At 69.6% G+C, this 13,336-nt stretch carries 6 protein-coding genes; 1 reads left to right on the top strand and 5 read right to left on the bottom strand.

The genetic code is table 11. The features are described 5' to 3' along the window. Positions 1-124 precede the first annotated feature (124 nt). Positions 125-4,501, top strand: coding sequence for a MobF family relaxase (gene mobF, locus ATL51_RS09175; protein ID WP_301548961.1), 4,377 nt, complete (start codon positions 125-127; stop codon positions 4,499-4,501). Here the strand turns inward: mobF and ATL51_RS28095 are convergent. The 5 genes from ATL51_RS28095 to ATL51_RS09150 form a co-directional block, all read right to left on the bottom strand. Next, entirely contained in the window at positions 4,480-5,154 is a 675-nt protein-coding gene (locus tag ATL51_RS28095; protein ID WP_157818290.1) for a hypothetical protein, read from the bottom strand. The genes mobF and ATL51_RS28095 overlap by 22 nt on opposite strands. 235 nt (positions 5,155-5,389) lie before the next feature. Continuing rightward, on the bottom strand, positions 5,390-8,557 hold the full coding sequence (locus tag ATL51_RS09165) for a type I restriction endonuclease subunit R (RefSeq protein ID WP_100878343.1): 3,168 nt from the start codon (positions 8,555-8,557) through the stop codon (positions 5,390-5,392). Then, positions 8,557-9,747: a restriction endonuclease subunit S gene (locus ATL51_RS09160; RefSeq protein ID WP_100878342.1), complete on the bottom strand. Its 1,191-nt coding sequence runs from the start codon at positions 9,745-9,747 to the stop codon at positions 8,557-8,559. The genes ATL51_RS09165 and ATL51_RS09160 overlap by 1 nt, the downstream gene beginning before the upstream one ends. Next, positions 9,744-11,324 carry an HsdM family class I SAM-dependent methyltransferase gene (locus ATL51_RS09155; RefSeq protein WP_301548960.1) on the bottom strand — a complete coding sequence of 527 codons (1,581 nt, stop codon included), beginning with the start codon at positions 11,322-11,324 and terminating at the stop codon, positions 9,744-9,746. The genes ATL51_RS09160 and ATL51_RS09155 overlap by 4 nt, the downstream gene beginning before the upstream one ends. A 41-nt stretch (positions 11,325-11,365) precedes the next feature. Further along, positions 11,366-13,246 carry a hypothetical protein gene (locus ATL51_RS09150; protein ID WP_100878340.1) on the bottom strand — a complete coding sequence of 627 codons (1,881 nt, stop codon included), beginning with the start codon at positions 13,244-13,246 and terminating at the stop codon, positions 11,366-11,368. Positions 13,247-13,336 lie beyond the last annotated feature (90 nt).

The following is a 13,336-nucleotide window of genomic DNA, read 5'->3' as shown; positions in this document are numbered from 1 at the left end:
CAAAGCGATCACACCCTTGCATCACGATCCGCGGGTCCGGGCCGGCCTTCGGCCTCCCGGCAACCCCGACACCCGCCGCGCAGACCTGCCCGGCCCGGCTCGCCGCCGTCGCGGGGTGGTCGCGGTGCTGAGGATCGTCAACGGCTACAGCCCGGAGTACCTGTTGAAGGAGGTCGCGACCGGGCGGGAGAACTACTACACCGGCGCCGTCGCCGACGGGGAGCCCCCGGGCCGCTGGTGGGGCGCCGGAGCGGAGAAGCTCGGGCTGCACGGCCTGGTCGAGGCCCAGGACATGCGCGCGGTCTACGAGCGGTTCCTCGACCCGCGGGACACCGCGTTCCACGACCCGTCCCAGTGGGACACCGTCCCGACGCTGGGACACACCGGTCGCAAGTACCTGTCCGAGGACGAGATCTACGCCGCCGCGCTGGAACGCGAGCCGGACGCCGCGGCGGAACGCCGCGCCCAGCTCCGGACGGACGCAGGCAAGTCGGCCCGGCACAACGTCGCGTTCTACGACGCCACGTTCTCCGTGCAGAAGTCGGTGACGCTGCTGCACACCGCGTTCGAGGCCCGTGAGGTCGCCGCTCGCCAGGCCGGGGACGAGGCGACCGCCGCGGCGTGGGGGCAGTTCCGGGCGGCGGTCGAGGACGCGATCTGGGCCGGGAACAACGCCGCGCTGGAGCTGCTGCAGGACAAGGCCGGCTATACCCGGGTCGGGCACCACGGCGGTGCCGCCGGCCGCTATGCCGACGCGCATGCCTTCACCGTGGCGTCGTTTTTCCAGCACGACTCTCGTGACCGGGACCCGCAGCTGCACGTCCACAACACGATCCTTAACCGTGTCGAGGGCCCGGACGGGGTGTGGCGCACCGTCGACGGCCGGAGTCTGCATCGCTGGCGTCCGGCTGCCGCCGCGGTCGCGGAGCGCACGACCGAGGAGCGGATCACGGCGTCGCTCGGGTTGGTGATGGCGACCCGCCCGGATGGCAAGGCTCGCGAGGTCGTGGGGGTATCGGAGCAGGCGATGAGCCTGATCTCGACGCGGCGGAACAAGGTGACCGCGAAGACCGCGGAGCTGGTCGAGGCGTTCGAGGCCCGCTACGGGCACGCCCCGAACGGCTACCAGCTCGAACGCCTCGCCCAGCAGGCCACCCTCGCCACCCGGGCCCGTAAGTCCCACCAAGGTGAGACTCGTGAGGAGCTGCTCGACCGGGTCGCGGCCCGGATGGACGCCGAGATCGCCGGTGGCCTGGCCGGGATCGCCGACGCCGCCCTGGCCGCCCGCCCGGGCGAGGTCCCGCCGATGCAGTGGTCCCCGGCCGAGGTCGTGTACGTCGCGCTCGCCGAGGTGCAGAACTCCCGGACCGTGTGGACCCGCCCGGACCTCATCCGCGCGCTGAACAGTGCGCTGCCCGACCACCTCGGGATCAGCGACGGCGCGCAGATCGCGAAGCTCCTCGATGTCCTCGCCGACGAGGCCATGACTGCCGACCTCGCCAGTGTGCAGACCAAGCGCCCCGCGGCCGACGTCCTGCCGGATGAGTACAAGCTCGCCAACGGCGACTCCGCGTTCGAGGCCCCCGGCGCCACTCTCTACGCGACGACCGGGCACGTCCACACCGAGCGGATCCTCGCCGGTGCTGCCGGGCGTCACGACGGCGAGCGCCTGCCCGACGCCGTGATCGACCGGTTCCTGACCGGACTGGCCGCGAACGGCACCCGGCTCGGGGCCGCGCAGGAGGCCGCCGTCCACGGCATCCTCGGGTCCGGGGCTCGGGTCGAGACCCTGGTCGGCCCGCCCGGGACGGGGAAGTCGTTCACCGTCGGGATGATGGCGCGGGCCTGGACCGCCCCCGACCTGACCAGCGGTGGTCCGCCGCGGCGGGTGTTCGGGCTCGCTACCGCGCAGGCGGCAACGACGGTGCTGGCCGAGCAGGGCCTGACCGCGCGCAACATCGCCGCGTGGCTCGCGACCCAGGACCGGCTCACCGCCGGCCGCCCCCGCGACGACGCGGATCTGGGGTTTCGGCTGCACTCCGGGGACATCGTGGTGGTGGACGAGTCGGCGATGACCGACACCCCCGCCCTGGCCGCCATCCACGGCCATGTGGATGCGGCGGGGGCGAAGCTGTTGCTGGTCGGGGATCCGCGCCAGCTCGCCGCGATCGGCGCCGGCGGCGGCATGGATCTGATCTCGCGGGCGGGCGGGGCGCGCTACGAGCTCAACGAGGCCCGCCGCTTCACCCACGCATGGGAACGCGAGGCATCGCTACGGCTGCGCGAGGGCGACACCACGGTGCTCGACGAGTACCACCGCCACGGCCGTCTGATCGACTGCGGCCCGCGGGATGCGGCCGAGGCCTCGGCGGCGCGGGCGTGGCTGGCCGACACCCTGGCCGGGAAGGCGTCGCTGCTGCTGGTCGACACCAACGACCAGGCCGACCGGCTCTCCTCCGAGTTGCGCGCGCAGCTGGTCGACCTCGGCCTGGTTACCGAGTCCGGGGTGCGGCTGGGCCGCACCGGCGCTTACGCCGGGGTCGGTGACGTCGTGGAGGCCCGTGCGATCGGCCACGACCTTGCCGGGTTCGAGGGCAACATCCGCGCCCCGCACACCCGGGAACGCTTCCGCGTCGTCGGGGTCCGCGATGACGGCGGCCTGGACGTCACCACCGACCTCAGCCGCGACGGCGACGAGGCGGGGGAGCGGATGGTGCTCTCGCCCCGGTTCGTCGCCGACGACCTGGCCCTGGGTTACGCGGGGACCCGCTACTGCGGGCAGGGCGCCACGGTGACGACCTGCCACTCGGTGGTCACCGACCGGACCGACCAAGCCGCCGCCCTGGTCGGGATGACCCGCGGGACCGACGCCAACACCGCCTACGTCGCCACCGTGACCGAGCTGCCCGACGCCGCGGACGGCGGCCGGGACCACCAGCTGCACCGCTCCCCGAAGGCCGTCCTGACGACCGCATTGGAGCTGGCCGAACCGGACCGCTCCGCCCTGACCATCGCCGAGGACTCCGCCCAGTGGGCCGAGTCGATTCCCGTCGCGGCCGAGCTGTTCGCCGACGCCGCCCACCAGGCGTCGGTCCGCCGCACGAGCGCGTGGCTGGACCGGCTCACCGACACCGGAGTCCTGACCGTCGAGCAGCGCGACCAGCTCGCCGCCGAGGACGCCTCCACCTCGCTGACCCGCGTGCTGCGCCGTGCCGAGGTCTCCGGCACCGACCCCTACGCCGCGTTGCACGCTACGATCACCGGCCAGCCACTCACCGGCGCCCGCAATCTCACCAACGTCATCCACGCCCGTCTACGCGACCGGCAGCGGTTCGAACCCGACGTCGGCACCTGGGCCGATCGGGTCCCGCACCTCGACGACCCGCAGATGACCCGCTACCTCGACCGGCTCGCCGAGCACCTCGACCAGCGCACCGCCGAGCTCGGCGCCGCGGCCGCGGCCGGGCCGCCGAGCTGGGCGACCGAGCTGCTCGGTGAGGTGCCCGACCGGGACGCGGCCGAGGCCCGCACGGAGTGGGAGCGCAGGGCCGGCGCCGTCGCTGCCTGCCGCGCTCTGACCGGCCGCGAGGACATCGACGCGACCGAGGCCGGCCCCGCCGAGGCCCTCGACGTGCTCGGCGCCGCACCGAAGCCCGGAATGGTGGAGCACCACGCGGCCTACTGCGCCGGGTGGGAGGCGCTGGGCCGGCCCCGCGCGGACCGGGAGGAGTTCGAGCTGTCCGACGGCGCGCTGAGGATGCGCGTGCGCGCCTACGAGCGTCAGCAGGCGTGGGCGCCCCGTTACGTCGCCAACGAACTCGCCGGGACCCGCCAGGCTGCCGAGCACCACCGCGGCGCCGCCACCCTGCACCGCGCCGAAGCCGACGCAGCCACGGACCCGGCCCGCGCCGCCGAGCTGCACCAGGCCGCCGACGGAGCTGCCTCCCTGGCCGCCGAGCTGGACCGGCGCACCGGCGAGCTGGAGGAGGTTGAGGCCGCCCGCGGGCGTTGGCTGCTGCGGACCGCCGTCGATCGGGACAAGCACGACCGGGCGGTGATCGCGCTCGCGCACCGCAACAGCGACCGCGACACTCCCGATGAGCGGGTCACCGCCGACGAGTGGCTTACCGCTCACGACGAGGCCATGCGCGCTGAGGACGAGCACCGCCCGATCACCGAGCACGACCTCGACGACACCGTCGATGAGTCCCATACGCTCGACGACGGCCCGGTCCTGGAGACCGCGGTCCCCGACCTGCGCGAGACCGCCGCGACCCAGCCGCGGGAACGGCACGAGGACGACGTCCGTGTGCCGACCACCGCCGAGTCCGAGCACTCCGTCACCCGCGCCCGTCGGGCCCTTGACGAGATCCAGGCCCAGGAGGTCTACGAGGCCGGCCTCGACACCTCCGAGGCCCGCGACGTCGACCACGCCCGCAACGACCCATACGCCGACGAGGTCGGGGACGGCGAGGACGACTACGCCGACCGCTGGGGCTGACCCGGATCGGTCACGATCGCCTCGACGACGGCCCGCCACAGCGGCCACCGCTGCGGCGGCTCGTCGTCGGGGCGCACCGGCCACGCCATGTGATAGCCGTCGTCCTCGATGTCGAGGTACGCCTCGGCGATCTCCACAGCCGACCACGCCCGCGGGGACCGCCACAGCTCCAAGGCCGCGGCCACCGGCGCCGGTAGCCGGCCGCCCGGGATCCGCTGCGTCGGACCCCACGACGCCGTGACGACCGGACAGCCGTCCGCGCGGGTCCCGGTCTGCACCAGCTCGGCCGGGTTCCACCGCACGACGTGCTCACCGACCCGCGGCACGTCGACCAGGACGAGCCCCGTCGGTAGTAGCTCGCCGGGGCGCTGCAACGCGATCTGTAGGTCCGCCTGCTCCCAGGCCAGCACCAGCCGCGAGGCGTTCGCGAACGATGCGACGACGCCGAGGGCCTCGACGGCCGTGTGCGCGTCGTCGCCCGGGTAGAACGGCCGCGTGCGGACGTAACCCGCGTACGGATGACGACCCAGGTCCTCGCAGAGCATGTGCATCGTCGGGGGCGGTATGAACCCGCCCTCGGCCAGCATCGTGTCGGTCGTCGCGACGGCGATGTTCTCCAGCTCGTCCACCAACTGCTGCTCGGTCATCTCCACGTCAGCAGAGTCTGCGACAGCCCCCCGACAGTTCTCGGAAGCTTGAACAACCCCTCCCGGGGGCGTTCACGAACCTTTTTGATCGACCACAGCTTGGAAATGGCATCCGCGAGCGCTGCGACGACCGATCTGACGGTGGTGAGCCCACTCTGGCTCACATGAACGCGCGGACCTCCGGCACCCTCTTGAGCAGACAACGTGTTGTTCAGTCGGCGACAAGCTCGCTCCGGCCGCCTCACGCCGCGAACCGCGGTGCCATCGCTTCCATCTGCTCGATCACGAGTCGAATGGCGTCGGGCTGCTTGTCCGGCGGATACTTGTACTTGACGAGCAGCCGTTTAATCGAGGACCGGAGCTTCGCACGCACGTCGTCGCGAACCATCCAGTCGGTCTTGATGTCCCGGCGCATGACCGCGACCAACTCGCGGGCTATCTTGGCCAGGACCTCCTCCCCCTGTAACGCGACAGCTGATCCGTTGGTGCTCACCGCGTCGTAGAAGGCCAGCTCGTCGTCGGACAGCGGCGGGGTGAAGTCCTGGCCGCGGTTGCCTTCGGCGGCGACCTCCTTTGCCATTTCGACCAGCTCCGCAATGACCTCGGCGGAAGTGAGCTGCTGGTTCGTGTACTTGTTCATCAGCTCCTTGATCCGCTCGGAGAAGGCGCGCTGCCGCACGAGGTTGTTGCGGGTGACGGCGGCTGACTCCTCGGTGAGTAGGTCCCGCAGCGCTTCGATGGCGAGATGCGGGTTCTCCGCCTCCTGCGCCCGGATCGTGAACTCGGGTCCCAGATCCGAAAGCGACGGCTTGGGCATGCCGGCCGCCTTGTAGATGTCGACGATCTCACCGGTTGCGGTCGAGGAGGCGACGAGGCCGGCGAGGAGGCGCTGGATCTCCTCGGGGACCGGCCGCCCGGAGGCCTGCCGTTCCTGGGCGTCGAACTTCGCCATCCAGACGCGGACCTCTTCGTAGAACTTCGCTGTCGCACGCAGGTCCGCGAGGGTCTCGCTGCCGGCCGCCAGCGCCCAGGCCCGGGCGAGCTGGTTGGCCAGCTTCCGGAAGCGCTGCCCGAGCGTCTCCTCCCCGTCGGTCGGCTGGTTGCCGGGCGTCGCCGGGGAGCGCAGGTAGTTGGTGAGCCCCACAGCCGCCTTAATCCAGCTCTTCGGATCACCGCGCAGCTGCTGCCGCCAGGGATAGCCAGAGCAGATCGCGTCGAGTGTCTCGATGAGCGTTCGCGCGAGCGCGGCCGCCTCGTCGACGTCGCGGCCGACCGGCCGCTGTGTCTGGTCGGTCGCGGTGTACTCGGCAAGCGCCGCATTGAGATTGTCCGCAAGCGGGGCGTAGGCCACCAGCAGCCCGTCCGGCTTGCCGCGAAACGTCCGGTTGACCCGGGCGAGGGTCTGCATGAGCAGCGCGCCCTTGAGCGGCCGGTCCAGGTAGAGGGTGTGCAGGGGTGGAGCGTCGAAGCCGGTGAGCATCATGTCCTTAACGATGACGATCTGCAGCTCGTCGTCGGGATCCTTGAGCCGAGACTGGATCACCTTGGTCTGCGCGTCGCGGCGCACGTGTTTGGCGACCAGGCCCGTGTCGGCCGCGGAGCCGGAGTACACGACCTTGATTGCGCCCGTGTCAACCGCGTCGGCATGCCACTTCGGGCGCAGCTTGATGATCTCCTCGTACAGATGGGCGCAGATCTCCCGGGTGCCGCCGACGATGAGCGCCTTCCCGGGCACCGTGACGAAGGGCCGCATCGCCGCGGTGCGCTGGTCCCAGTGCTGCAAGATGTCCGCGGCGAGCGCGCCGAGCCGCGCCGGTGCCCCGTAGAGCGCGTTGATCACCGCGACGGACTTCTCGATCCGGGACCGCTCGACGTCGTCCAGGCCGAGGGTCGCCTCGTCCGCGGACGCGTCGAGCTGGTCCTCGGTGACCTCACCGGACAGCTGGATGGCGATCAGCCGCGGCTCGAAGTACACCGGCACCGTCGCGCCGTCGGCCACGGCCCGGGTGAGGTCGTAGGTGTCGATGACGGCCCCGAACACCTCCTGTGTGTTGCGGTCGGCGAAGGAGATTGGGGTGCCCGTGAAGGCCAGGAACGCCGCGTTCGGCAGCGCGTCACGGATGTGCCGGGCGTAGCCGTCCAGATCGTCGTAATGGCTTCGGTGAGCCTCGTCGACGACGACGATGATATTGCGACGGCCCGAGAGCAGCGGGTGGTCCCGGCCGGCCTCCCGTTCGGCGTCGGTGAGGGAGAACTTCTGCAGCGTCGTGAAGTAGATGCCGCCGGTGGCGCGATTGCTCAGCTCGTCTCGGAGCTGCCCCCGCGTGGTCACCTTGACCGGAGTCTCGGCGAGCAGCCGGGAACGGGCGAAGGTCTCGAACAGCTGGCTGTCCAGCTCGGTGCGGTCGGTCACCACGACGAGCGTTGGATTCTTCAGCTTCGGCTGGGCGCTGACCAGATGCGCGTAGAGCTCCATCTCCATGGACTTGCCCGAGCCCTGGGTATGCCAGACGACGCCGGCCCTGCCGTTGCTCTCCGCCGCGTCGACGGTGGACCCCACGGCCTTGGTGACCGCGAAGTACTGGTGAGGCTTCGCGATTCGCTTCGCGTAGCCGTCCGCGCCCTCGTCGAAGGCGACAAAGTTGCGCTGCAACTGGAGGAAGCGCTCCTGGTTGAACAGCCCGTCGATCAGACACTCCAGCTCGACGTCCACGCTGAGGTCGTCGGCGTCGCTACCGAGCTTGACCGGCTCGCCGTCGTCGTCGACGTTCCATGGCGAGTAGTGGTTGAGCGGGGTGAACGGCGTGCCATATCGCGCGGTGATGCCGTCGCTGATCACGGTGAGCACACAGAACCGGAAGGCCATGCCGAACTCGCGCAGGTACGTTTGGAGCTGCGCATGCGCCGAGGCGGTGTCAGCCTGCTCGGATCCAGCCTTCTTCAGTTCGACGATCGCGAGCGGCAGCCCGTTGCAGTAGGCGACGATGTCGAAGCGCCGCTCGACCTCTGCCGAGCGGATCGTCACCTGGTTGACGGCCAAATACTCATTGTCCTCGACCCGGTGCCCGATCAGCCAGATTGTCGGGTTCTGCTCGATGCCGTCGGTGTCGACGTAGGAAATCCCGCGATAGCCGTGCACGAGAATCTCGTGCAGCCGAGCGTTCTCCGCGATCGCGTCCTGTGACTTCGGAGCCACGACCTCCGCGAGCGCCTGCTCCAGGTACTCGGCTGGCACCAGCGGGTTCAGCCGCCGCATCGCCGCCAGAAGCCGTCCGCGCAGCACGATGTCGGCCCAGGAGTCCCGACCGCCCTCGGCTCCCGGCGCGACTGCCGCGCCGGCGACCGATTCCCATCCGTGCTCGGCGAGCCGGTCGAGCGCAATTGTCTCCCACTCCGCCTCGCTGACCATCAAACCACCGCCTCCACGGTCTTCTCCGCGTCTGAAACGCGGATCTTGCCCGACATGAGCGGTGGCAGCAGCTCGTCGCGGGTCGCGGCAAGCCGATCGTTTTCGGTGCGCAGCGCCAGTGCCAGGTCATCGAACTGGCGCAGTTGTCGGCCGAGCTCGGCCTGCATCGCCGGTGGCGCCAAGCGTAGTTCGAGAGCGCCGAGCAGGTCCCGGCGCAATTCGGTTTGTCCGGTGCTCCCTTCGGCCAGCGCCTCGATCTGACTCTGGAGTTCCAGCAGCCCGACGCCAGCACAGGCAGGCTCCGTCAGCTTGTCGTCGAAGCGCACGATCGTGATGTGCGAATCGACGGTGACTTCCAAGTCGCTCCGAGTCCAACGTGCGGCGCGTCCCAGTGTTCCGAAGCCAGTAGAGTTGACCAGAACATCATTTCGTCTTAGAATTCGTTCTCTTCGAGACTCTAGCGGCATCATCATTCGCGCAGGGCTCAACTCCACGCGCTGCCCGCGCACGCACTTCTGATTTAGGACCGTCATTCCGTCAGACTCGACGTACTTCGGCGTCACACCTCGGGTGATGAGCGATGCCACCTTGTCGATCCGCTCCCGGGATCCATTTCTGGCCGCTCGGTCGAACAACGCTCGGACCAGCTTCTCGCCGATGCCTACCGCACACTCGTTGGCGACGATCTTGTCGTCGAGTGCCCCCAGAACCTCCGCGATCGCCCGCTGCTCAGCGATTGGGGGGCAGGGCACCTCAAGCGTTGAGATCATGGCCTTGGTCAGGGCGTTGCGAGTTCCGCCATCACTCGTCGCTAGTAGGTAGTTCTTCATCGGCGGGTTCACAAGCACGCGCTGCAGGTACCGGGAGTCCATCGCAGTGGTAGTCCGGATGATCGCGACATGCTGGCTCACCCGCGCCGGCAACACGCGTTCCTCAATCAAGCAGCACCGAGCAATGGAATCGCCCGTGATGTTGAGGAGCACATCGCCCGCCTCGACGGTGACTCCACGAAGAGCGCTGGCAGCTTGATCATCAATGCGGGCCAGCTCGTCTAGCCGCATCCTGTTGTCGAGCACGTTCTGAGAGCGGATAAACGCGGTCCCCTCAGGTTGATAGACGTTAGCGCCTCCTCGGGGCGTCGCGCCAGAACCGATCTTTGTGGTGACATCACCCAACTTGATCAGCTTCATGCCAACCGCTCCAGCTGCTCCCGAACGACCTTTTCCAGCCGCGCAGACTCATCGAAGCAGATGAGCAGTTCCTTGCTGAGCCGCTCGATTTTGGCGTCCACCGGCTCGCCGTCGTTCGCAACCTCGGCGGCCCCGACGTACCGCCCCGGCGTCAGGGCATAGTCCGCAGCCTTGATCTCGTCCAGAGTCGCCGACTTGCAGAATCCCGGCACGTCTTCGTACGTCACACCCTTCGCTGCGGCCGACGGGGAGCCACGCCAGGCGTGGTAGGTGTCGCCGATGCGGACGATCTCCTCGTTGGTGAGCGCACGCTCGGCGCGGTCAACCATGTAGCCGAGCTCGCGGGCGTCGATGAAGAGCACCTGGCCAGAGCGGTCGATCGAGCCGTGCTTGCCCGCGCCCTTGCCCTTGGCGAAGAACCACAGGCAGACCGCGATTCCGGTGCTGCGGAACAGCTGAGTTGGTAGCGCGACCATGCAGGAGACGAGGTCGGCCTTGACGATCTCAGCCCGGATGTCTCCCTCACCGTTGGAGTTCGACGACATCGAGCCGTTGGCCATTACGACGCCGGCCTTCCCACCCGGTGCGAGCTTGGACAGGATGTGCTGGATCCAGGCGTAGTTGGCGTTGTTGGCGGGCGGAACGCCGAATCGCCAACGGGGATCTTCGACGTTGCGGGTCCAGTGCTTGATGTTGAACGGCGGATTCGCCAGGACGTAGTCCATCTTGACGTCACCGTGGACGTCCCGGGCGAACGTGTCGCCCCAACGCGGGCCGAGGCCGGCGTTGTCAATGCCGTGGATGGCGAGGTTCATCTTCGCCATTCGCCAGGTCTCCTCGATGGACTCCTGGCCGAAAATGGAAATGTCCTTCGGGTCGCCGTCGTGCTCGTAGATAAAGCGCTCGGTCTGCACGAACATGCCGCCTGAGCCGCAGCACGGGTCGTAGACGCGGCCCTTGCTCGGCTCAAGCACCTCGACGAGCACCTTCACCACCGACGGGGGTGTGAAGAACTCCCCGCCTCGGCGGCCCTCGGCGCGGGCGAAGTTGCCGAGGAAGTACTCGTAGACCTCGCCCATGAGGTCGCGGGCGCGGTGCTCGCCCTGACGGCTGAACCGGGCACTGTTGAACAGGTCAATCAGCTCGCCGAGGCGTCGCTGGTCGATGTTGTCCTTGTTGTAGAGCCGCGGCAGGGTGCCGCGCAGGCTCTCGTTCGCGCGCATGATCGCGTCCATGGCCTCGTCGACCAGCGACCCGATGGTGCGCGCCGGCTGCGCGCCGACCGCCGGCTTTCCCTTGGCGTTCTCGGCCAAATACGCCCAGCGGGCCTCGGGCGGCACGACGAACACGCCGTAACCCTGGTACTCCTCGGGGTCGTCGATCAGGTCTGCGATCTGGTCCGCGTCGTACCCCTCGGCGGCCAGGTCGGTGCGGATCGCCTCCCGGCGCTCGTCGTAGGCGTCGGAGACGTACTTGAGGAAGACCAGGCCGAGGATGACGTCCTTGTACTGGTTCGCCGACAAGGAGCCGCGCAGCTTGTCGGCCGCCTTCCACAGCGTGTCCTTGAGTTCCTTCATGGTGGACGGAGCGAGCGGCTCCGTCGTCTTCCGTGGTGGCATTAGCCCGCTCCCAGGGTGGTGATGGTTGGGTCGATCGTGACGGCGCCTCCGGCCACGCCGTGGATGAGATTCGTGACGAGGTCCTGCAGCGCCTGCTCGTGGCGGCCGAGCTCAGCCTTCCGAGCCGCGGCCGCCGCGAGCGCCGCGTCGAGCGCACCGGCCTCGACGGGCGGTAGGTCGGGGACACTCCACGTCGGCCACTCACTGCGCTCAGGGGCGATCTCATTGATGATCGCCGCGAGGGTGTGCGGGCCAACCGGGCTGCCGGGCCCCAGCCGGAGGATCCGGCTGGGTGCGGCGACCATCGCCCCGCCCTCCGTGTCGACGCGAGCCGCCGGGCGCGGCCGCTCGAGGAAGACGACGTCACCGGGCTCGGTCCGTGTCGCCCTCGGATAGACCCGCGCCACGTCGAACGGGTCGAGGCGCAGGGCGTCCGTGGTGCCGTCGGCGGAGAGCACCCGGATGCTGCCGCCCGGGACGGCCAGACCTCGGTCGATGCGGTTGCCGCGCCGGAGCAGGAGCCGGCCTGCCTCGTGGAGTTCGCCCAGGGAACGTCGGCGCAACACGATCTGACCCGGCGCGGCCGCCACCGTGACGTCGAAGCCGGGGACCGGCGCACTGGTGGTCAGTGTGGCGGCGTAGATGCGGTCGAGTTGAGTGGATGCCTCGGTCCTCGCCAGCCTCACCGCGCGCACGCCACGCGGCACCACCGACGCGGCGGCGAGCACGGTGGCGAGCTCGGCTCGGCGCGCATACCGGTAGGAGCGGTGCTCGGTGTGCTGGAGCGCGGCCAGGACGTCCGAGGCGAGATCGTCGGGGACAATCTCCTCCGCATCGAGGTCGGCCAGCCACACAGTGCCCGCTTCACCTGCGCCCCTCAGTATCCACAACGCGAGGCTCTGTCGGTGCGCACCCTTCCACAGGCCACGCGGAAGCCGGGCCGCCAGGACCAGGTTGCCTGGACGGAGCGTGGCCGACCGGGACTGTTGAAGATCGCCGACCAGAGGGTCGCAGAGCAGGGAAGCGGCGCCAAGGACCACGCCGAGGTCGGTCGGACGCAACTCGAGGACGAGGTCGTCGGTGGCCCGCATCGCGTCCGCGTCCGGCATGCCGACCACGGAGAGCACCCGCACGAGCGCAGGCGCGCCGTCGAGCACCTCGATTCCCTCGATTACGGCACGACGACGTATCGCACGCGCTGCGGGATCGTCAGCGAGAACGATCCCGGCGAAGCCCTCGGCGAGCCGCCGGATCAGCCGGTGATCCGCCGGCGGCACGAGCGCGGCCGTTTCGTCGGTGAAGGACAGGCGTACCGCGGTCGTGATGGAGCAGAGCAGGTCGACCAGCTCGTCGGTGGGACCGCGCTCAGCAGCGTCCCGGCGAAGGCGACCGCGCTCCACCCGTTGGAGGGCGTCGGGTACGCCGTACGACGCCTCGACGAGGTCATCGACGTAGCGCAGCAGGTGCATAGCGCCGCCGACTGCGCGGACCTCGTGTAGCAGGAGTCGGTCGTGCGGGTCGGCCTTCTCGGCCAGATCGCTTAGCTCGGTTGCGGTGCGGTCCATCAGCTCGGCCCCGGTGAGGGCGTGGAGACAGAGGAACGTGACGGCGTCCTCGAGATCGACCCCGTCGGGCACCGCGGCCGCGGGCGCGTCCAGCCGGTTATCGACGTTGTTGCCGCGGCCCGTCGTCTCCAGGTACGCGACGATCTCTTCGCGGTCGAAGTGCTCGATCCGCCCGGTCCGAAGGACCGGCTTCGGGAACGGGACGACCTTGCCGTCGATCTGCGGTCGGCGCCGCCACATCGACACGACGGGCCGGCTGACACGCGCCAGATCGGCGATGTCCTGCAGGGTCAGGGTGCCCAGCTGTGCCACCATGGCGCCCTCCTCCCGCTCGCCGACGTCTTGACTCTAGGGCTGGGCTCGCGTTCTGCCGAGTCACGATGCTGATAATCGGGCTTATCAGTG

The sequence above is a fragment of the Pseudonocardia alni genome (genome assembly GCF_002813375.1).
Lineage (GTDB): Bacteria > Actinomycetota > Actinomycetes > Mycobacteriales > Pseudonocardiaceae > Pseudonocardia > Pseudonocardia alni.
The sequence above is the reverse complement of the archived record's forward strand: the minus strand, read 5'-3'. Positions and strand labels throughout refer to the sequence as shown.

Bases quoted from the DNA above. Each gene is read 5' to 3' on its own strand.
- ATL51_RS09165 (WP_100878343.1), bottom strand. From the start codon at position 8,557: ATGGTCAGCGAGGCGGAGTGGGAGACAATTGCGCTCGACCGGCTCGCC.
- ATL51_RS09160 (WP_100878342.1), bottom strand. From the start codon at position 9,747: ATGAAGCTGATCAAGTTGGGTGATGTCACCACAAAGATCGGTTCTGGC.
- ATL51_RS09155 (WP_301548960.1), bottom strand. From the start codon at position 11,324: ATGAAGGAACTCAAGGACACGCTGTGGAAGGCGGCCGACAAGCTGCGC.
- ATL51_RS09150 (WP_100878340.1), bottom strand. From the start codon at position 13,246: ATGGTGGCACAGCTGGGCACCCTGACCCTGCAGGACATCGCCGATCTG.